Here is a 19,393-nt window from a genome sequence, read left to right as displayed (position 1 = left end):
ACCGAAGGGAAAGACCATGAGCACCAACCCAGATCGTCCCTATCTGGACGTCCCGGGCACGATCATCTTTGACGCGGAGCAGGCCCGCAAGGGATACCACCTGAACCAGTTCTCCATGTCCCTGATGAAGCCGGAGAACCGGGAACGCTTCTTGGCCGACCAGCGGGCCTACCTGGACGAATGGCCGCTGAACGAGAAGCAGAAGCAGGCCGTGCTGGACATGGACCTGAACGCGATGATGGCCGAGGGCGGCAACATCTACTTCCTGAGCAAGATCGGCGCCACCCATGGGCTGAGCTTCCAGCAGATGGCCGGCTCCATGACCGGCATGTCCGAGGCGGCCTATCGGGACATGATGGCCAGCGGTGGCCGTCGCCCCGAAGGGGTCCGGCTGAAGGACCTGGACGGCTGGACCCCGCCGGCGCCCCGGGTCAAGGCGGAGACGCTGAATCCCGATGCCAAGGCCCGGATCACGTCGACCGTCTTCACCTCGCACGTGCCGGCGATCGGCGCGGCGATGGACCTGGGCAAGACCGAGGAGCCCTACTGGAAGAAGGTCTTCGACGGCTATGTCGCCTCCCGGGAGTGGATGAAGGACAACACTCCCGACGTGGTGATCCTGGTCTACAACGACCACGCGACCGCCTTCGACTCGTCGCTGATCCCCACCTTCGTGCTGGGCACCGGCGCGCACTACCCGGTGGCCGACGAGGGCTACGGCCCCCGTCCCGTGCCGGATGTGGAGGGCTACCCCGAGCTGGCCGCGCACCTGGCGCAGTCGATGATCCAGGACGACTTCGATCTCACCCTGGTCAACGAGATGGTGGTGGACCACGGGCTGACCGTGCCGCTCAGCCTGCTCTTCGGCGACGTGGAGAAGTGGCCCTGCAAGGTGATTCCGCTGGCGGTCAACGTGGTGCAGTACCCCGTCCCGTCCGGCCGTCGCTGCTACGAGCTGGGCAAGGCGCTGCGCCGTGCGCTGGACACCTGGCAGGGTGATGAGCTCAATGTGCAGATCTGGGGCACCGGCGGCATGAGCCACCAGTTGCAGGGCCCCCGCGCGGGCCTGATCAACCGGGAATGGGACAACGCCTTCCTGGACATGCTGATCGAGGATCCGATGGGCCTGACCGAATGGCCGCACCTGGACTACGTCGATGAGGCCGGCAGCGAGGGCATCGAGCTGGTGATGTGGCTGATCGCCCGCGGCGCGATGGACGACCAGTTCGGCGGCGAGCACCCGTCGGTGCGGCACCGCTTCTACCACGTGCCCGCCTCCAACACCGCCGTCGGGCACCTGGTGCTGGACAACCCGTCGGGCTCGGCCAGCTGAGTCAGGCTGCTGAGAACGATGCGTGATCCCCGGGCCGAAGCTGGCCCGGGGATTACTGCGTCTCGCCACCCAACACCCAGCCTCGACGGCCGGAATCACCGCAGCGGAGACGAGGAGCGCAACGGTATCCCGTTCATCGGGAAACGCTGCTGTCTCGCTGGTGATGGCAGGGGAGTCTTGTGCACACCCCACCGACCTCATTGAAGGAGACGCCATGACCAGCACCCCGATCCGTACCGACGTCCTGGTGATCGGCTCCGGGGCGGCCGGCATGGGGGCGGCGCTCAAGGCCGCGGAGCAGGGTCACTCCGTGCTCGTGGTGGAACAGGAACGCCATCTGGGTGGGACGACGGCCATCTGCGGTGGTTGGGGATGGGTACCCGGCAACAAGGGGGCCGAGCCGCAGGACAGCCGGGACCAGGCCAAGGCCTACATCAAGGCGCTGGCTGGCCACGGCTACCGAGAGGAGCCGGTGGATGCCTTCCTGGACAGCATTCCGGAGGCCCTGAACTTCTATGAGCGGCAGGGCGTCCGGATTGTCTACGGGGCCATGTCCCCCGACTACCAGATGGACGCACCGGGGGCGATGGAGAAGGGCCGGGCCGTCACCTTTGAGCGAGCCGACGCGCGCATGCTGGGCGAAGATCGGCTGCGGGTGCAGCCCTATCTGATGCCCTACACCGTCTTTGGCTACATGCCTGAGATTGGCACCGACATCGCCCGGATGGTCAAGGCCAACCAGAGCGTCGGCAACTTTGCTTATGCCGCCCGCAATGTGCTCACAGCCTGGGGCCAGACCCTGCTGGCCCGGCGGGCCTGGACGCGCACCAACGGCAATGCGCTGATGACCTGGATCTTCGCGGCGGCCAGGGAAGCAGGCATTCGGATGTGGACCGGTACCCGGGCGGAACGCTTGCTGACTGACGAGCGAGGAGTGGTGGTGGGGGCGGAGCTGTCCGGCGGGCACGCTGGCCGGGTGGGGGCCCGGCTGGGAGTGGTGCTGGCCTGCGGCGGTTTCGGTGGCAATGCGGAGCTGCGGCGGCGCTACTTCCAGCACGATCCGGACGGCGACGACCACGTCACCCCGACGATCGGGCACGATGGCAGCGCCCTGCGTCTGGCCGAACCCTTGGGCGGGTACATCGACGATTCACCGCACCAACCCGCGTCGTGGGGGCCCATCACCCCCTTCCACACCCTGGTGCGGCGCAAGCAGACCTACTTCCCCCATCTGCGGGCCTTCGGGCTGCCCGGACTGATCGCGGTGGACCGCACCGGGCGCCGTTTTGCAAACGAGTCACTGTCCTACCACGACTACGGCATCGAGATGATCAAGAATGACGCGGAGCGGGACCGCACCTATGTCTGGATCATTGCCGACGCCACGGCGATGCGGAAGTACGGCATCGGCTATGCCAAGCCGTGGCCCTTCCCTCCTGCGATCTTCCAGAAGGAGGGCTACTTGCGCCGCGCCACCACAGTGGAGGCCCTGGCAGGGCAGATCGACGTCGATCCGCAGAGCCTGCGCCGGACCATCGAGGAATTCAACCAGGGGGCCGCGCGGGGCGAAGACCCCGCCTTCGGGCGCGGCTCCTTGCAGTACCACAATTTCAAGGGTGACCTGGAGCACCGGCCGAACCCCAACCTGGCCCCGCTGACCAAGGCGCCGTGGTACGCCGTCCGGGTGATGATGGGCGATCTTGGCACCTATGCCGGTCTGGCGGTCAACTCCCGCAGCGAGGTGCTCGACGAGGGAGGCCGGCCGGTTCCCGGTCTGTACGCCGCGGGCAGCGCCGCGGTCAGCGTCTTCGGCGGCGGCTACCCCGGCTACGGGGCGCACGTCGGGCCGGCGCTGGTTTTCGGCTATCGGATTGGCCGCGACATTGCCGCGCACGCCGCGGAGCGCGGCAGGGGAGAATGGTCCGGGCAGCCAATGCCGACATGAGGAGGGCGGGCCATGGCGAACTCATCGTCGGGCGAATCGATGCTGGAACGGATCGTGCGCATCCTGGAGGCCTTCGACGGCAACACCCCGTCCCTGCCCGTGGCGGAGCTGGCGCGGCGCACCAGTCTGCCGTCCAGCACCACCTACCGACTGGTGGATGAACTGGTGGCCTCTGGTCTGCTGGACCGCGTGGGGCGCGAGGTGCAGGTGGGGCTGCGGCTGTGGGAGCTGACCACCCGGAGTTCGTCCGCTCTGGCCCTGCGTGAGGCGGCCCGGCCGCACCTGGATGACCTGCGACGGGTGCTGCGCGCGCACGCCCTGTTGGGGGTGCTGGACCGGCACGACGTGCTCTACGTGGACCGGGCGCTGGCCCGTAGTTCGGCGGTGAACCTGGCCACGGTGGCGGGGCGGCTGCCCGCGCACGCCAGCTCCGCCGGGTTGGTGTTGATGGCCCATCAACCGTCGGCCGTCCAGGAAGCCTGGCTGGGGTCGCGGTTCACCCGCTACACCCCGAAGACGCCCACCGACCCGACGCAGCTTCGTCGGGTGCTGGCCGCGGTGCGCCAGCAGGGGTATGCCGAGGCGGCGGGACTGCTGGTGGGGCCCTCCACCGGGCTGGCGGTTCCAGTGGAGGGCCCCGACGGGCAAGTGATCGCCGGGCTGGGGATCGTCGTGCCGGTGGGGGAGACCGACGCGGCCCGCACCGTTCCGGTGCTGCAGGCCGCGGCCCGGGGGATCACTGAGCGGATGCGGGCCGGCTGAAGGTCTGGTCTCAGACCAGGCCGACGAGTTCGGCGGCCATCGCGTCGGCATCCGGCTCGTGGCCGGTGATCAGACGGAATGCGTCGACGGCCTGACCCACCGCCATCCCGCTGCCCGGCAGCACCCGGCAGCCCGCGGCCTCGGCATCCAGGATCAACTGGGTGCGCAGCGGTCGGTAGACCACGTCGGAGACCCACAGGCCGGGGTGCAGGGCGGCGGTGTCGAAGGGGGTCCCCGGGAGCTTGGCGGAACCGACGGGCGTGCAGTTCACCACACCGCTGGCCCGCGCCAGCAGCTCGGCCACCTCGCCGGGAGCGGCGGCTCGCACATCACCCCCAGCGGTGGCGGCGGTGCGCTCGGCCAGCGCCTGCGCCCGAACCGGGTCCACATCCACGATCACCAGTTGCCGGGCGCCCAGCCCCACGAGGGCATGGGCGACGGCGGAGCCCGCTCCACCAGCCCCCATCTGTACCACCAGATCCATCGGGGCATCGGGCAGGCCGCGTCGGAAACCGGCGGCATAACCCGTCGCGTCGGTGTTGTGCCCGACGGCGCCCTCGGCGGTGAAGACGACGGTGTTCACCGCGCCGATCGCCTCGGCCTCCGGTGACAGGGCGTCCAGCTCGGCCATCACCACCTGCTTCACCGGGTAGGTGATGTTCAGCCCGTCATAGCCCGCCAGCTGGGCGGCACGCACCAGCTCACCCACCCGCTCCGGGGTGATGCCCCGCTCGTCCAGATCGAGCAGCCGGTAGACATAGTGGAAGCCCTGCCGCTCGCCCTCGGACTCATGCAGGTGGGGGGTCATCGACGGGCCGATCCCCAGCCCGATCAGGCCGGCGAGCTTGCTGGTGGTGGTCATGACCTTCCTCCGGTCTGGGATTGCTCAGTTGGGTCGTCGACACCGGCGGCATGCAGCGCGGCAAGCCAGCCGAAGGTGAGCCCGGCGCCCACCTGGGCCCCGGCTCCGGGGTACTCGGAGCCCATCGGGCTGGCGGCGTCATTGCCCGCCGCGTACAGCCCGGGGATTGGCTGGTCCTGCTCGTCGAGCACCTGGGCCCGGCCGTTGGTGCGAATACCGAAGGCCGTCGCCAGCGGCGTGGGCACCACCGCGATGGCGTAGAAGGGTGCCTTGGAGACCGGGCCGATGTTCGGGTTCGGTTCATGCTCCGGGTCCCCGGCCACCCGGCCGAAGAGCAGTTCGCCCTTGCCGAAGTCCTCGTCCTTCCCTGTGGCGGCAAAACCATTCCAGCGTTCGACGGTGGCCTCCAGCCCATCGGCATCCACACCGATGCTCTCCGCCAACTCCCGCAGCGTCCGACCGCGATGCAGGTAGCCCTGCCGGATGTAGCCCTCCAGCAGCTTCTGCGGCAGCCGCGGGGTGACCACCATGCCCAGCCCGTAGCGGGACAGGGCCCGGGAATCCACCACCAACCAGGCCGGGATGGTGGGCGCCGTCTGGTGCGACTCGTACATGGCCCGGACGAAGCGGTGGTAGGAGACGGACTCATCGACGAAGCGTTGCCCGGCGCTGTTGACCGCGATCAGGCCCGGCTTGGCCCGGTCCCAGATGTGCGGGAAGACGGCGGTGGACCCGTCCGCGCGGGTGCCGATCGAGCTGGGGAACCACAGGGCATTCTCGCCATTGTCCGTTCCCGACGAGGCACCGACGGCGGTGGCCAGCTGCAGGGTGTCGCCCGTGGCACCCTCGCAGGCACGGCTGAACTGCGGCGTGGGCTGCGGGAGGTACTGCGCGCGCAGCTCGGGGCTCTGGGCAAAGCCACCCGCGGCCAGCACGACGCCACGTTCGGCGTGGATGCGCAGAACCCGGCCCTGGTGCTCGACCACGGCCCCGGTGACCCGGCCCTGCTCGTCGCGGATCAGCTCGGTGGTGCGGGCATTGCGCCACACCTCACCGTCGCGCTGCAGGAACTCGTGGTACAAACGCGCCACCAGCCCATTGCCCATCACCAGCCGGGTGCCGCGTGGGTAACGGGTCAGGTCGGCCGCCCAGCGCACGCCCAGCCCCAGCGCCGTCGCGGCTCCTCGGGCGGTGCGGCCCGGCTTGCCGGTGAACATGCCCAGCAGCTTCGACACTTCCGGCCGGCGCACCATCAGCGTCCCGCCAAAGAGCGCGAATTCCGGGACGGGGCGGCGGACGTGGCGGAAGTTCACCGGGCCCAGCAGCCGCCCGTCGAAGGGTTCGGGTTCAAGCGCCCGGCCGGTCTGTCCCGTCTCGGGTAGTTCGGAGTGGTAGTCGACGACGGACGGGGACGGCAGGAAGCGCACGCCCAGGCCTGCAAGGTGCTCCAGCATCCGGGGGGCATTGTCCAGATAGGCCTGCCGCAGTTCCCGCGGAGACTTGTCGCCGATCAGGGTGTCCAGGTAGCGGGTGGCGCGTTCGGCATCGTCGGTATTGCCGGCCTCGCGCTGGAAGCGATTGTTCGGCACCCAGCAGGTCCCGGCCGAATAGGCGGTGGTGCCGCCGATCCAGTCGGTCTTCTCCAGTGTCAGCACCCGCAGCCCGGCGGCTGCGGCGGTCAGCGACGCGGACAGCCCGGCGGCGCCGGTGCCCAGCACCAGCAGGTCCACGGTGTGGTCCCAGGCCTGCACCTCGGCAGGGGACGTGGCTGTGATGGGGGTGGAGGTCATCGCGCCAGCACCTCCCGCGCGGCCTGCAGCAGGCGTCGGGCGAAGGGCCCGTCGCCGAGCTCCTCCCGCAGCGGATTGGGCACCTCGACGCTGATCGGCGCGGTGGCGGGGAAGGCGCTCAGGAAGGCCGTGAAGTCGACATCGCCGTCGCCGGGAACCAGCCGCTCGGCCCGGGACTCGTGCAGGCGTCCGGCCAGGTCCTCGGGGGCAGCGGCCCGGGCATCGCAGATCTGGACCAGGGGTGACAGGTCAGCGGCGGTTCGGGCATCGGCCACGGTGCCCTGAACGCGCTGGAAGTGCAGCGCATCGGGCAGCACCCAGCAGCCCGCGGCCCGGGCCAGATCTGTGGCCTGCGGCAGGGTGGAGACGGCCTGATACGAGATGGCCTCCAGGGTCGGGGTGATCCCGAAGGGGCGGGCATCGTCGGTGAAGGCCTGCAGGGTGTGCAGCAGCCGCGGCTGGTCGGTGTCACTGGCGGCGACGGTGAAGGTGCTGGCGCCCAGATTGGCCCCCGCTTCCAGGGCAGGCAGCCAGGTCTCCCGGGTGAGGGTGCCGTCCAGCACCAGGAATTCCACGTCGCGCACCCGCAGGCCGGTGGCTCGCAGTGCGTCCAGCGTGCGTCGGGCATCCGGCGACCCCGGGGTGAGATCGGTGAACTTCTCCGTGGCGGTGACCGGCACCACCCGGATCCCGACGAAGTCGTAGCCGGCGGCCGCGGCGGTCTCCACCAGGTCGGCGGGGTGCGCGCCGAGCAGGGAGAGCGGGGCCAGCCCGATCGGGCGGTTGTGGGCGGGTTCAGTCATGGTTCTTCTCCTGGGTGCGGGCGGCCAGCCGGTGCAGCAGCTGTCCGCGGTAGTCCGGGCCGGGGGCGGGGCTGCCGTCGTCCTCATAGGTGGTGGTGGCGCCGGCGAGCTCACGGCCCACCAGATAGCCAAAGGTCATGGCCGGGCCCAGGTTCACGCCGCCCGACGGGTAGTGGCCGCCCATCACGGACGCCATGTCATTGCCGGCGACGAAGAGCCCGTCGACGGTGCTGCCGTCGCGGCGCAGCACCCGGGCCGCGGCATCCACCGCGATCCCGGCGAAGGTGCCGAAGGATCCGGGCAGCACCTTGACCGCGTAGTAGGGGCCCCTGCCGAGCGGTGCCAGGGTCGGGTTGGGCGTGATCTCGGGGTCCCCGCCGTAGCGGTTGAAGGGGGTCTCGCCGCGGCCGAAGTCGGGGTCGATTCCCTGTCTGGCATTGGCATTGAAGGTCTCGACGGTTTCGACCAGTCCGGCCTCGTCGATGCCGCACTGGCGGGCCAGCTCGGGCAGGGTGGCGGCCTTCTTCAGGTATCCCAACGCGCGGTAGGGGAAGACGGGCAACGGCCGGGGCTTGGCGAAGCCAAGCATGTAGTGCCGCAGTACGTGGTGGTCGCAGATCAGCCAGGACTCCACCGGGTCGCCTTCCGGCACGGCGTCCACCATGCCCTGGACGTAGTCGAAGTAGCCGTTGGCCTCGTTCACGAAGCGCTTGCCATTGGCCAGGACGCCGATCACGCCCGGTTTGGCCCGGTCGGCAATGTGCGGGAAGACTCCCTGGTGCCCGCCCGGGAAGTCCACCAGCGAGACCGGGCACCACGCGGCGGGGCTGTACCCCGAGTCGTCCAGGTAGCCGCCCACCTGCTCCGCCAGCCGCAGCCCGGCGCCATCGCAGGTCTCGGGGGCCAAGGTCCAGTGTTCCCGGCCAGTCGGGGTGCGAGGGAAGGTGCGGCGACGCAGCTCCGGGTTGGCCGGGTAGCCGCCGGTGGCCAGCACCACACCTCGGGAGGCGGTGAGCGTCTCGCGCTTCCCATCATGCTCCACCACGACCCCGGTCACCCGTCCGTCGTGCTCGACGAGCTCGGTGGCGCCGGTGCCGGTGCGCACCTCGACGCCGAGGTCATCGGCGGCCTGCAGCAGCCGTCCGACCAGGGCGACGCCGTTGACCATCTGCATGTTACGGCGGTGCACCACCATGTCGAAGACATGGGTGGCGGTGCGGCGGGCCGCGTGCAGGAAACTGCTGGGCTTCTTCAGGGCGGTCAGGAATTTGCCCAGATCCGGGCCCGCCATGATGCCCATGCCGACGAAGCTGGTCATGTAGAACTGGTGTGCCAGCCGGGCCCGGACCTCTGGTTTGAGGGCGGTGCCGTAGAAGGGCGACGCGGCAACCGAACGGTGGCCGGTGCCGGCGCCGGGCAGCTTGCCGTAGATGTCGTTGATCTTGTTGCCGGGGGTGAACTTCAGCGGCGTGAGGTTGTGGAAGAAACCGACCATGTGACCGGTGTTCTCCAGGAAGGCCTCGACCCTCTCCTCGTCGTAGTCATCGCCCAGCACGCCGCGCAGGTAGGTGCGGAAGTCATCCCTCGGTTCGTCGACGCCGTCAGCCTTGGCCAGCGGGTTGCCGGGGGTCCACATCCAGCCGCCGGAGCGGGCGGTGGCACCGCCGCAGACCTCGGCCTTCTCCACCACCAGGACGGACAAGCCGTGGTGGGCGGCGGTGACGGCGGCGGCCAGGCCGCCTGCCCCGCTGCCGACCACGATCACGTCGTGGTTGCTCATGCTTCCTCCAGTTCCAGGGCGACGGGTGCGCCCGTGCGGTGTGATTCGTAGATGGCCAGCACGATCGCCAGCGAGGGCAGGGCTTGGCGGCCGGTCACCAGGGGCGCCCGACGCTCGCGGATCGCCGCGCAGACATCGGACACCAGTGCCGTGTGATATGGCACCAATGCCCCGTTGATGGCACTCAGATCTACCTCCGGTCCGCGGCCCAGCTCGAGGGCAGCACCCTCAGGCGTCTGGCCGTCCAGCCAGAGGTCATTGATCCCGGGAGTGCCCTCGGGGTACTCCACCACCGAGACGGTGCGCCCGGTGCTGCCGGTGATGCTGACCCGGGCGCCCAGTGACGGCTCGGTGGCGGTGCTGGCGCGCACCGTCGCCAGGGCGCCGGAGGCGAAGCGCAGCGTGGCGACGGCGGTGTCCTCGACCTCGATCTGGTCGCCGTGCTTCATGGTGGCGATGTACCCGTGCACCTCGCGCACATCCCCGAGGAACCACTGCAGCAGGTCCAGGTAATGGATGGCCTGAGTCATCAGCACCCCACCGCCATCGCTGCTCCAGCTTCCCCGCCAGGGAGTCGCCGAGTAGTAGTCGGTGGTGCGGTGCAACTGAACCTGACAGTCACCCAGCATGGGGATCCCGATCAGGCCCTCGTCGATGGCCCGGCGAATCCGCTGGGAGGCTGGCCAGAAGCGACGCTGATAGCAGGTGGCCAGCAGCACACCGGCGTCTTCGCAGGCCTCCACCATGCGGCGGGCCACCTCCAGCTCGATCGCCAGCGGCTTCTCGCAGATCACGTTGACCCCGGCCCGGGCTGCAGCGGTCACGATCTCGGCGTGGGTGGGGTGTGGGGTGGCGACGCTGACCACATCAACGCGGCCGGCATCCAGCACGTCTCCCAAGGCGCTGGTGGCGTTGGGGATGCCGTGCTGCTGGGCGAAGGCCCGGGCCCTCGCCCCGTCGACGTCGCACACGGCCACCAGCTCCACACCGGGCGTTGCGCGGTAGGCCGCGACGTGGTTTCCTGCCACGGCCCCACACCCGATCACGGCGGCGCGCAGGGCGGTCATCAGGCGGCCTTCTGGTGCTTGCCGAGGTGCTCGGTGGGCGTCCGGTAGGTCTCACGGGCGGTGAAGGCGCCGATGGCGGCGATCAGACAGACCACGGTGACGATCCAGGCTGCGGGCTGCCAGTGGGTCTTGTCATTGCCCACCAGGCTGGACGCCAGCGACGGTGCGAAGCCGCTGACCACCAGCGCAAACTGCAGGCCGACGGCCATGCCGGTGTAGCGCACCTTGGTGGAGAACATCTCGGTGAAGAAGGCCGGGTAGATGCCGTTCGGCATCGAGTAGAAGATGCCCACCATCACCACACCGGCCAGGAAGACAAGCGGGATGTTCCCGGTGGAGATGCTCATGAAGTAGAGCCAGATCATCGGGATGATGCCCAAGGCGCCAATGATGAAGATCGGTCGTCGACCCCAGCGGTCGGCGGCCAGGGCGGCGAAGGTCTGGCCGAAGAGCGCCACCACATTCGAGGCAATGGCGATCCACAGCATGGTGGTGCGGTTGATGCCTGCCACCTGCGAACCATAGGCCAAGCCGAAGACCTGCATCATCGTGTTGGTGGTGGTGAACAGGCCGCAGGCGGTCAGCCGCAGGATGTCGCGCCAGTGGTCGCGGAAGGCACCCAGCACGGGAAGGACGTGGTCCGTCTCCTCGCGGACGTCCTCCTCGAAGATCTCCGGCTCCTCCAGGGTGCGTCGCACGAAGAAGGCCACCACCAGGACCAGAACCGAGCTGAGGAAGGGAATTCGCCAGCCCCAGTGCAACAGCTGTTCGTCCGGCATCGCCGCGACCGGGATGAAGACCAAAGAGGCGAGGATGAAACCGAAGGCGATCCCGTTCATGGTCCAGGAGCCTAGGAACGCCCGACGGTGGGCGGGGGCATGCTCGATGGTGAGCGTCGAGGCACCTGCGGTCTCGCCGCCGGCGGAGAAGCCCTGCACCAGGCGGCAGAGCACCAGGATGGTCGGCGCCAGCCAGCCGTGCCCGGTGTGCTGCTCGAACCAGGCGTAGCTGGGGATGAAGCCGATGGCGATGGTGCCGAAACCCATCAGGAGCAGGCAGACCACCAACATGTTCTTGCGGCCGATCTTGTCCCCGAAGTGGCCCAGCACCAGCGCGCCGATCGGGCGGGCGATGTAGGCGACGCCGAAGGTGGCCAGCGAGGCGACCGTGGCCACGGCAGGGTTCCCGGCCGGGAAGAAGATCTTGCTGAAGACCAGGGAAGCGGCCGTCGCGTAGATGAAGAAGTCGTAGTACTCGAGTGTTCCGCCAAGGAAGCTCGCGACCGCGGCCTTGCGGGCCATCGGGGTGATGGTCGCCTCTGGGGCGGCCGGGTGGATTGCTGCGTGGGTCATGGGGACTCGTTCCTCGTTGAATGTCCTTTGGGTTGCTGACCCAGCCATTGTTCGATCGAGGATTACCCCAAGTCCAGCTCTAAATTTCTCTCTCAGTATGTCGCATTTCAACGTAATCTTCGTCGAAGAGCTCCTTGGCGAGCTCGGTGACGGTGCGGGCAGCGGGGCTCAGTCGGTCGGGGGCCCAGGCCAGGGCGCTGCCCAGCAGGATCACCTCTTCGATGGGGCGGTAGTCGACGCCGTAGGGCAGCAGCTCGCTCATGGCGCTGGGAAGCAAGGCCACGCCGACCCCCGCGGCGCACAGGGCCAGCACCACTTGGGTGTCGTTTGCCTCCTGCACCACCCGGGGGCGAAAACCCGCCTGCTGGCAGGCCTGCAGGGTGGCGTCGCGGACGGAGGAGCCGGAGTCCCAACGGGCCATGATGAAGGCCTCGTCGCGCAGTGCGCGTAGGGGGATGACGTCGGGGTGGGCCGTCAACAGGCGGTGGCCCTGGGGCATGACCACCCCCAACGGCTCCTCCATCACGGTCATCACCGTGATGCCGTCCTCGTTGACGGGGAGCCCGACGAAGGCGATGTCGGCCGCTCCCCGGCGCAGCTGTTGCAGGGCACCCACTGTCATGTAGCCGCCGGCCAGATGCAACTTGATGTCCGGATAGCGGTGACGAACTGCTTGGGCCAGGATCGGCAAGGTCCGGTGGTTGACCGCACCTGCAAAGGCCAGGGTGACCGAACCGTAAGTGCCCGGCACGGCCTGGCGTGCAGCAGCTCGCGAGTCCTCCATCTGGTTCAGGATCGCCCGGGCATGCGGCAGGAAGGCACGGCCACTGGCGGTGAGGGTGACCGTGCGGGTGGTGCGCTCGAAGAGTCGGACATCCAGCTCCTTCTCCAGCTTGCGGATCGTCTGACTCAGCGGTGAGGCTGACTGGTGCAGCCGATCGGCCGCCCGCCCGAAGTGCAGTTCCTCCGCGACGACCACGAAGGCTTCCAGTTCTCGCTGGTCCATTGGCCTACCGGGCGGCCGGTCGGTTCCAGCTCGCCTTGGCCGGGGCGAAGGGGCTGCGCATGTGGATCGCCCAGCTGGAATGCGGGTGTATTCGCAGCAACGCCGTCTCCAACCAGGAGCGTTGACGATCCGTGAGTGTGGGCAGGACGGCTGCCAGATCCGCGTCGTCGTGGGGATTGGGGCGCAACGCCTTCCACAGCAACTGCACCTCGGGCGCTCCGGTGGGGATCCCGTCGATGTCGATTATCGCCTTGTCCCATGGCATCTGCAGGCGCGGATCTCGCCGATACAGCCAGGCCTTCGGGGCTCCATCCTCCACATGCAGCTCGGCCACCCAGGCGCCGTTCTCGTGCCACAGGGCTCGCTGCAGGTCGGCGTCGTCAGGCACGTCGGCCAGCGGCAGAAGGGCCCCGTCCAGATCAGCCCAGACGGTCACCCCATCGGGCAGGGAGACGCACAGCGGCCGTAGGTCGCCAGCGGCGGTACTCAGGTCAAGATCCTGGCGATCGGACTCCTGGTGCAGGTGAAGATCCAACGCAGAACCGCCGCTCACCCACCAGCGGGCTTGGCATCCGGCAAGACGCTCCGCGGCCTGGCGCGGAGTCCATGGCCGCCACGGGGTATCGGCGGAGGGTGGCAGGTCGGCTCTCTGGTCCATGGCTGCATCTTGCCACTCGGCTGAAAGCGGGAATGGCGCGACCGCGTAGACGTGACGATTCCCGATCATCGGGAACTGGCCTGTCTCGTTGGGGTGGGAGCCACCTACCGTCGTCGCACTGGTTGGGGCACAGCAAAGGAGCGTCGGCATGGACTGGTTGGGTCTGCAGGGAAGAGTAGTGGTGATCACCGGTGGTGGCAGTGGGATCGGTCGGCAGGTCTGTCTGGAGCTGGCCTCGGTCGGGGCGGTGCCCGTCGCCGTCGACGCCAATGGCGAGGCCGCCACCCAGACCGCGGCATTGGTGGCCGCGGCGGGGGCGGCCGGGAGCGCGCACGCCGTGGACGTGACCGATGCCGACGCCTGTCGACGGGTCTTCGCCCAGGTGGTCGAAGACCACGGATCCTTGCACGGGCTGGTGAACGCGGCGGGAGTGATGCGCGCCGGAAGCCTGGCCGAGCTGGACACCGCCGACTGGGAACTCGTGATGCGGGTGAACGTGACCGGCTGCCTGATTGCTGCTCAGGCGGCCCTGCCGCACCTGGCCGAGGGGGCCGCGCTGGTTCACATCGCGTCGATCTCGGGCAGCAACCCGCAACCGACTTCGGGGGCCTACAGCACCTCCAAGGCGGCGGTGAAGATGCTCAGCCGAGACCTCGCCTTCGAGCTCGGCCCCCGAGGTGTGCGCTCCAACACGGTCAGCCCTGGGCTGGTCCGTACCCCGATGAGCGAAGCCTTCTACCAGGCTCCCGGGGTGTTGGAGAAGCGAGAGGCCTCGGTACCGCTGCGGCGAATCGCGGGCCCACAGGACATGGCCGACGCCGTGCTGTACCTGCTGTCGGCGCGCGCGTCCTATGTCACCGGGCAGGACATCATCGTGGATGGCGGCTTGGGACAGGCATTGATGTCCTTCCTGCCCAGGCCCGGCTACTGAGGAGCTCGACGGATGCGAAAGCACGACAAGGGCGTGACGGCCACCACGGCGGACGTCCTGGTGATCGGCGGCGGCGGATCTGGGCTGGCGGCAGCCATCGAGGCCGCTGAGCAGGGCGCCTCGGTGCTGGTGCTGGAGACAGGCGAGGAGTTGCGGGGCAGCACGGGACGCAGCGTCGGATCCATCGCGGCCAGTTGCACCCCGGACCAGCGCCAGCAGGGAATCCAGGACTCTCCGGAGGAGCATCTGCGCGACTATCGGAAACTGTCCGGTGCACTTGCCGAACAGGAGGATCCGGAACTGGTGGAACTGCTGATCCACAATGTCACCGCCACGCTGGCCTGGCTTCGCGGTATGGGGATGGAGTTCTACGGGCCGGTGGGGGAACCACCGCACAGCGTGCCGCGCCTGCACAACATTCTGCCGGGTTCCCGTGCCTACATTCATCACCTGGCACGACGGGCTCGCTCGGTGGGGGTGCAGGTGCTGCTGGGCACCCCCGTCGAAGCCCTGCTGAGCGACCACGGGCGAATCGTCGGGGTCCGGGCCAGCGGTCGTGAGTACCGGGCGGAGCGCGCCGTGGTCATTGCCTCCGGTGACTTCTCGGCCAGCGAGCAGATGAAGACGGAACGGATCAGCCCGCGAGTCGCTGGCTTCCAGCCCGTGAATCCGTTGGCCAATGGCGACGGCCAGCGGATGGCGGAGGCGGTGGGTGCGACCGTGCTGAATGCGGACCTGTTCGACGTGCCCAGCATGCGACTCTCGCCGCCCGCCTCCGAAGGGCTCTATGGACTGGTGCAGAAGGTTCCCCCGGTTCGTACCTTCACCGGGGTGGTGCGCTGGTCGTTGGCCAACCTGCCCAACCGCTTGGTGCGGTCCCTGATGATGGGCTTCGTCACCACCTTCCTCTCACCCCGGGAGTCGATGTTCACCGACGGCGCGATCCTGGTGGACCGTGCGGGACGGCTGCGCAGCGAGACGGAGGAGAACATCAACCTGAGCGTGGCTGCCCTGGGGGGACAGGGTGGCTTCCTGATCGGCGATGCCACCCTGTACCAGCGCTACGACGCTGCTCCCAACCACGTCGCCACCGCTCCCGGCGTCGCGCATGCCTACATGAGCGACTTCAAGCGGGCCCGGCGCGATGTGTACACCGAGGCCCCGACACTTGACGGCCTTGCCACCAGCCTGGGGCTGCCGCCGCAGGCCGTTGCCCAGGCCGTGGAGGAGGGCAACGAACGAAAGCGGGCCCGTGGGGGGCCCGAGCTGGGGCGGGGGCCGTGGTTTGCACTCGGCCCGCTCCATGCCTTCCTGATCCAGACCAATGGGGGGTTGGCAGTCAATCGTGACCTGGCCGTGCTCGATGCTTCCCATCAGGCCATCCCCGGGCTGTTCGCGGCCGGCAATGCCGGGCAGGGCGGGCTCGCCCTGTTCGGGCACGGACACCATCTTGGGTGGGCCTTCACCTCGGGTCGGCTCGCGGGCCGGTCCGCCGCCCACCAACCACGTCAGCACGAAGACCAATCGACCCAAGGAGAAGACCAATGAGCAAGACCTACCTTCTGCAGTACACCTACGGCGATGGCGACCGAATGGTGGTGCTGGAGGAACACAAGGCCTACATGCGTGAGCTGGTGGAGCGCCGTGTCAATGTGGTGGCCGGTGCCTACGGCCCCGACGAGACTCCCGGCGCCGTGTTCGTGCTCCGGGCGGGAAGCCCCGACGAGGTGGCGGCGCTGAGCGATGCCGACCCCTTCCACAGCGGGGGTTTCGTTGCCGAGCGGTGGATCACCGAGTTCATCCCGATGTCCGGGGAACTGGTGGAGCAGGTCAAGGGCTGAACGCGGGGGCGACAGGCGGGGCCGTCTTGGTTAGCGTCGCAGGTGAAGACCGCGACGAGGGGAGTCACCGTGAATGTCGGACTGATTGGCTATGGCGAGGTGGGCCGGATCCTGGCCGAGGACCTGCGCGAGCGGGGCGTTGCGGTGGCTGCCCACGACCTCAAGCACGAGGACCCGACGCTGCGGGAGCATGCCGAGCGGCTGGGCGTGGTCTGGGCCGCTACGCACGCCGCCGTGGCCGAGCGGGCCGACGTCGTGATCTGCGCCGTCACTGCCAGCCAGACTGGGGCCGCGGCTAGCGCCACCGCTCCCGGCCTGCGCCGCGGCTCCTTCTACCTGGACTTCAACTCCGCCTCGCCGGGCACCAAGAAGGAGGCCTCCTCAGCGGTGGGCGAGGCCGGCGGCCGGTACGTGGAGGGCGCCGTGATGACCTCGGTGCCGCCCTACCGCAGCGCGGTTCCGCTGCTGCTGGGCGGCCCGGATGCGCGGGATCTTGAACCGGTGCTGCATGGGCTGGGCCTGTCCGGTGCTCGTTTCCACGACGAGCGGCTCGGCGTCGCGTCGGCCACCAAGCTCTGCCGGTCGGTGATGATCAAGGGGCTGGAGGCGATGGTGGTGGAGAGCTTCACCGCCGCCCGGGCGCACGGCGTCGAGGACGCGGTGCTGGCTTCGCTGGCCGAGACCTTCCCCGGGATCGACTGGGAGGCGCAGGGGGCCTACTTCTTCCAGCGCACCATCGAGCACGGGCGTCGCCGTTCGGAGGAGATGTTCGAGGCTGCGCTCGCGGTGCGCGAGGCCGGCCTGGAGCCGCTCTCGGCCACCGCGACGGCGCATCGCCAGGCGTGGATGGCTGATCTGGGTGATGAAGGCGTCTTCGGCCAGCGCGGCTCCGAGGGCTTCGCCCGCAGTCAGGACTGGCGCACCGAGGCCGACCGGATCATCCAGCGGCAGCGGACGTCGTCGACGCTGCCCGAACCATCCTGAGCCGTCGGAAATCACACGCTACCCCTTCTGATGAGGGAGAACTGATCCGTGCCCGGTACCCACAGGGGGTGCCGGGCACGGTGCGCCTCGTCAGGCGAATTCGCCCGGGGTTCAACCAAGACGGTGAATCGACTTGAAGCTCAGGTAGGCGTGCAGGCCCTCGATGCCGTACTCGACGCCCAGGCCGGAATCGTGCCGGCCGCCGAAGGGCGCGTTGTGGTTGGACTGGAAGAAGTTCAGGCCCACCGATCCGGTGTCCATCCGCTCCGCCACCTCCTGCGCCTTCTGCTGGTCTGCGGAGAAGACCAAACCGCCCAGTCCGAAGCCCGTCGAGTTGGCAATCCGGATGGCCTCGTTCACGTTTTCGTAACGCAGGATGGTGATCACCGGGCCGAAGATCTCCTCGCGCGCCACCCGCATCTCGGGCGTGACGTCGGCCAGCACGGTCGGCTGGACGAAGAAGCCGGTGCCATCACGGGCCGCACCACCCGTCGTCACCCGGGCGCCTTCGTCACGGGCGGAGTTCAGGAAGCCCAGCACCACGTCGCGCTGGGAGCGAGTGGCCGACGGCCCCACCACGATGCCCGGCTCGAGGGGGTCGCCCTGAGCCCAGCCGGCCACGGTACTGGTCACCATCTCCACCACCTCGTCGTAGCGCTCGGCGGGAGCCAGGATCCGGGTGGAGATGTAACAGGTCTGGCCGCCATTGCGCATACAGGAGCGCAGCAGAACCGACGACATGTCCTCCAGATTGGCGTCCGGCAACACGATAGCCGAGGACTTGCCACCCAACTCCAGCGTGACCGGCCGCAGCAGTTCGCCGCAGGCGGCGGCAATCTTGCGGCCCACGCCGGTGGAGCCGGTGAAGGCCACCTTGGCGATGCCGGGGTGGCGCACGAGCGCGTCGCCCGTCGCCCCAGCGCCGGTGACCAGGTTGATCACCCCGGCGGGCACCCCGGCCGCCTCCGCCGCCTCGACGACGAAGCGGATCGACAGGGGAGTGGATTCGGCCGGCTTGATCACCATGGTGCAGCCCGCCAGCAGTGCTGGGGCCATCTTGATCACCATCAGGTTGATCGGGAAGTTCCACGGGGCGATCAGCGCGCACGGCCCAATCGGGTCCCGCCGCACCACGGTCTCCGCCGAGCCATTAGGGAAGGGGCGCACGTCTTCGCGCTCCAGCAGCTCGGCATAGCCGGCAAAGTGCCGCAGGATGCCGGCCGCGTTGGCCGCGGCGCCATTGGTCTCGGCCAGCGGGCTGCCGTTCTCCCGGGTATTGGTCCACGCCATCAGCTCGGCGCGCTGCTGCACCTCGTCGGCCATCCGACGGATGATCTCGGCCCGTTCCGACGGCGCCATCCGAGGCCACGGACCCTCCTGGAAGGCCCGCACCGCCGCACTGACGGCCAGGTCCACGTCCTCGCGGTCGGCCTCGGGCACCGAGGCCCAGATCTCCTCGGTGGTGGGATCCACCACGTCGATCCGCTCGGTGCCCTGCGCGCTCACCCAGTCGCCCTCGATGTACAGGTCGTCGACGTGGGCGTACGGCAGGTGCAGCGCCGCCCGGAGTTCCTTGGACGAGCTGGTCATCGCAGCACCGCCGTCTTCAGCATGGCGGTGGCGCGCTCCAGCTCGGCGGTGGCCATTTCAATGGCGGGCTGGGTCTTCAGCTCCGGAATGATCTCGCGCACCAGGCGGTCGGTGTACGGCGAGGGCGCCATGTCGAACCAGCCGCTGGCCAAGGCAATTCCCGTCGTGGTGAAACGCCACAGGCGGTCGGCATCACGCACCAGGGCATCCTCCAGACTGAGGGCGTCGGGCCGGGTGTCATGCCCGTCGATGATCTTGTTCACTTCGGCGATGAAGTCCGCCGAGTACCCCAGATCAGGCAGCACCTCCTCGGCGATCAGGCAGCTCTGACGCTCGTGCTCGAAGCGGATGTCGGCCTTGCGCCAGTCGCCGCGGAAGCCCTCGGAGATGATCCGGGTCTCGTCCACTCGACCCCAACCGGTGTCGTGCAGCAGCAGAGCCACCCGCACCATCAGCGCGTCGGCCTCGGGAAAGCAGTCGCACAGCCGCTCGGCGTAGGCCAGCGAGATGGGCAGGTGGATGTCATTGGCCCGCGATCGGGTCTCGGGCACCACTCGCTCCCAGATCGGATCTAGATCGGTGCCGCGCGGCGGGGTGGTGATGATCGGCGACGTGTCGGGGGCCACCGGGCTGGTGACCGGCAGCGGGGGCAAGGGCTGGGTGGGCATGGTTCTCCCTAGGGATGGCGT

At 68.9% G+C, this 19,393-nt stretch carries 17 protein-coding genes; 7 read left to right on the top strand and 10 right to left on the bottom strand.

The window, feature by feature from the left end:
* Positions 1-16 precede the first annotated feature (16 nt).
* The 3 genes from AAEX60_RS14800 to AAEX60_RS14790 all read left to right on the top strand — a co-directional run bounded on the left by AAEX60_RS14800 (position 17) and on the right by AAEX60_RS14790 (position 4,040).
* Positions 17-1,333: a protocatechuate 4,5-dioxygenase subunit alpha/beta gene (locus AAEX60_RS14800; RefSeq protein WP_342104435.1), complete on the top strand. Its 1,317-nt coding sequence runs from the start codon at positions 17-19 to the stop codon at positions 1,331-1,333.
* A 214-nt stretch (positions 1,334-1,547) separates the two neighbouring features.
* On the top strand, positions 1,548-3,278 hold the full coding sequence (locus AAEX60_RS14795; protein WP_342104433.1) for an FAD-dependent oxidoreductase: 1,731 nt from the start codon (positions 1,548-1,550) through the stop codon (positions 3,276-3,278).
* A 12-nt stretch (positions 3,279-3,290) separates the two neighbouring features.
* Positions 3,291-4,040 (top strand): IclR family transcriptional regulator, encoded by a 750-nt coding sequence (locus tag AAEX60_RS14790; RefSeq protein ID WP_342104431.1) that lies wholly within the window; start codon positions 3,291-3,293, stop codon positions 4,038-4,040.
* Positions 4,041-4,050: 10 nt separating this feature from the next.
* On the opposite strand, the gene AAEX60_RS14785 is transcribed toward AAEX60_RS14790, so the two are convergent.
* From AAEX60_RS14785 to AAEX60_RS14750, 8 genes are all read right to left on the bottom strand, one after another.
* A complete protein-coding gene (locus AAEX60_RS14785; RefSeq protein WP_342104429.1) occupies positions 4,051-4,902 on the bottom strand; it encodes a shikimate dehydrogenase in 852 nt (283 codons plus the stop codon).
* A complete protein-coding gene (locus AAEX60_RS14780; protein WP_342104427.1) occupies positions 4,899-6,692 on the bottom strand; it encodes an FAD-binding protein in 1,794 nt (597 codons plus the stop codon). The genes AAEX60_RS14785 and AAEX60_RS14780 overlap by 4 nt, the downstream gene beginning before the upstream one ends.
* Positions 6,689-7,495 (bottom strand): sugar phosphate isomerase/epimerase family protein, encoded by an 807-nt coding sequence (locus AAEX60_RS14775; RefSeq protein WP_342104425.1) that lies wholly within the window; start codon positions 7,493-7,495, stop codon positions 6,689-6,691. The genes AAEX60_RS14780 and AAEX60_RS14775 overlap by 4 nt, the downstream gene beginning before the upstream one ends.
* Positions 7,488-9,275: an FAD-dependent oxidoreductase gene (locus tag AAEX60_RS14770; RefSeq protein WP_342104422.1), complete on the bottom strand. Its 1,788-nt coding sequence runs from the start codon at positions 9,273-9,275 to the stop codon at positions 7,488-7,490. The genes AAEX60_RS14775 and AAEX60_RS14770 overlap by 8 nt, the downstream gene beginning before the upstream one ends.
* Positions 9,272-10,342 carry a Gfo/Idh/MocA family protein gene (locus tag AAEX60_RS14765; protein WP_342104420.1) on the bottom strand — a complete coding sequence of 357 codons (1,071 nt, stop codon included), beginning with the start codon at positions 10,340-10,342 and terminating at the stop codon, positions 9,272-9,274. The genes AAEX60_RS14770 and AAEX60_RS14765 overlap by 4 nt, the downstream gene beginning before the upstream one ends.
* The gene (locus AAEX60_RS14760) at positions 10,342-11,694 is read right to left on the bottom strand and encodes an MFS transporter (RefSeq protein WP_342104418.1); all 1,353 of its coding nucleotides are present in this window, start codon (positions 11,692-11,694) and stop codon (positions 10,342-10,344) included. The genes AAEX60_RS14765 and AAEX60_RS14760 overlap by 1 nt, the downstream gene beginning before the upstream one ends.
* Before the next feature lie 79 nt (positions 11,695-11,773).
* The gene (locus tag AAEX60_RS14755; protein WP_342104416.1) at positions 11,774-12,700 is read right to left on the bottom strand and encodes a LysR substrate-binding domain-containing protein; all 927 of its coding nucleotides are present in this window, start codon (positions 12,698-12,700) and stop codon (positions 11,774-11,776) included.
* Positions 12,701-12,704: 4 nt separating this feature from the next.
* A complete protein-coding gene (locus tag AAEX60_RS14750) occupies positions 12,705-13,358 on the bottom strand; it encodes a hypothetical protein (protein WP_342104414.1) in 654 nt (217 codons plus the stop codon).
* A 148-nt stretch (positions 13,359-13,506) separates the two neighbouring features.
* Here AAEX60_RS14750 and AAEX60_RS14745 point away from each other — a divergent pair, with 148 nt between their 5' ends.
* The 4 genes from AAEX60_RS14745 to AAEX60_RS14730 are packed head-to-tail and all read left to right on the top strand — an operon-like array spanning position 13,507 to position 17,114.
* Positions 13,507-14,289, top strand: coding sequence for an SDR family NAD(P)-dependent oxidoreductase (locus AAEX60_RS14745; protein ID WP_342104412.1), 783 nt, complete (start codon positions 13,507-13,509; stop codon positions 14,287-14,289).
* Between the two features lie 12 nt (positions 14,290-14,301).
* Entirely contained in the window at positions 14,302-15,837 is a 1,536-nt protein-coding gene (locus AAEX60_RS14740) for an FAD-dependent oxidoreductase (protein ID WP_342104410.1), read from the top strand.
* A complete protein-coding gene (locus tag AAEX60_RS14735) occupies positions 15,834-16,130 on the top strand; it encodes a YciI family protein (protein ID WP_342104408.1) in 297 nt (98 codons plus the stop codon). The genes AAEX60_RS14740 and AAEX60_RS14735 overlap by 4 nt, the downstream gene beginning before the upstream one ends.
* 42 nt (positions 16,131-16,172) lie before the next feature.
* Complete coding sequence (locus AAEX60_RS14730) at positions 16,173-17,114, top strand: NAD(P)-dependent oxidoreductase (RefSeq protein WP_342104406.1); 942 nt, start codon at positions 16,173-16,175, stop codon at positions 17,112-17,114.
* Between the two features lie 111 nt (positions 17,115-17,225).
* Here AAEX60_RS14730 and AAEX60_RS14725 read toward each other — a convergent pair whose 3' ends face one another.
* Complete coding sequence (locus AAEX60_RS14725; protein ID WP_342104404.1) at positions 17,226-18,704, bottom strand: aldehyde dehydrogenase family protein; 1,479 nt, start codon at positions 18,702-18,704, stop codon at positions 17,226-17,228.
* The gene (locus tag AAEX60_RS14720) at positions 18,701-19,372 is read right to left on the bottom strand and encodes an HD domain-containing protein (protein ID WP_342104401.1); all 672 of its coding nucleotides are present in this window, start codon (positions 19,370-19,372) and stop codon (positions 18,701-18,703) included. Before AAEX60_RS14720 ends, AAEX60_RS14725 begins: the two co-directional genes overlap by 4 nt.
* Positions 19,373-19,393 lie beyond the last annotated feature (21 nt).

Source organism: Luteococcus sp. H101 (assembly GCF_038433155.1).
Classification (GTDB): Bacteria; Actinomycetota; Actinomycetes; order Propionibacteriales; family Propionibacteriaceae; genus Luteococcus.
This window is presented reverse-complemented; position numbering and strand designations above follow the sequence as displayed.

Excerpts from the sequence above, each read along its gene's own strand:
- AAEX60_RS14780 (WP_342104427.1), bottom strand. The coding sequence starts at position 6,692 with ATGACCTCCACCCCCATCACAGCCACGTCCCCTGCCGAGGTGCAGGCC.
- AAEX60_RS14750 (WP_342104414.1), bottom strand. The coding sequence starts at position 13,358 with ATGGACCAGAGAGCCGACCTGCCACCCTCCGCCGATACCCCGTGGCGG.
- AAEX60_RS14735 (WP_342104408.1), top strand. The coding sequence starts at position 15,834 with ATGAGCAAGACCTACCTTCTGCAGTACACCTACGGCGATGGCGACCGA.
- AAEX60_RS14745 (WP_342104412.1), top strand. The coding sequence starts at position 13,507 with ATGGACTGGTTGGGTCTGCAGGGAAGAGTAGTGGTGATCACCGGTGGT.
- AAEX60_RS14800 (WP_342104435.1), top strand. The coding sequence starts at position 17 with ATGAGCACCAACCCAGATCGTCCCTATCTGGACGTCCCGGGCACGATC.
- AAEX60_RS14755 (WP_342104416.1), bottom strand. The coding sequence starts at position 12,700 with ATGGACCAGCGAGAACTGGAAGCCTTCGTGGTCGTCGCGGAGGAACTG.
- AAEX60_RS14760 (WP_342104418.1), bottom strand. The coding sequence starts at position 11,694 with ATGACCCACGCAGCAATCCACCCGGCCGCCCCAGAGGCGACCATCACC.
- AAEX60_RS14770 (WP_342104422.1), bottom strand. The coding sequence starts at position 9,275 with ATGAGCAACCACGACGTGATCGTGGTCGGCAGCGGGGCAGGCGGCCTG.
- AAEX60_RS14790 (WP_342104431.1), top strand. The coding sequence starts at position 3,291 with ATGGCGAACTCATCGTCGGGCGAATCGATGCTGGAACGGATCGTGCGC.
- AAEX60_RS14740 (WP_342104410.1), top strand. The coding sequence starts at position 14,302 with ATGCGAAAGCACGACAAGGGCGTGACGGCCACCACGGCGGACGTCCTG.
- AAEX60_RS14765 (WP_342104420.1), bottom strand. The coding sequence starts at position 10,342 with ATGACCGCCCTGCGCGCCGCCGTGATCGGGTGTGGGGCCGTGGCAGGA.
- AAEX60_RS14775 (WP_342104425.1), bottom strand. The coding sequence starts at position 7,495 with ATGACTGAACCCGCCCACAACCGCCCGATCGGGCTGGCCCCGCTCTCC.
- AAEX60_RS14725 (WP_342104404.1), bottom strand. The coding sequence starts at position 18,704 with ATGACCAGCTCGTCCAAGGAACTCCGGGCGGCGCTGCACCTGCCGTAC.
- AAEX60_RS14785 (WP_342104429.1), bottom strand. The coding sequence starts at position 4,902 with ATGACCACCACCAGCAAGCTCGCCGGCCTGATCGGGCTGGGGATCGGC.
- AAEX60_RS14795 (WP_342104433.1), top strand. The coding sequence starts at position 1,548 with ATGACCAGCACCCCGATCCGTACCGACGTCCTGGTGATCGGCTCCGGG.
- AAEX60_RS14720 (WP_342104401.1), bottom strand. The coding sequence starts at position 19,372 with ATGCCCACCCAGCCCTTGCCCCCGCTGCCGGTCACCAGCCCGGTGGCC.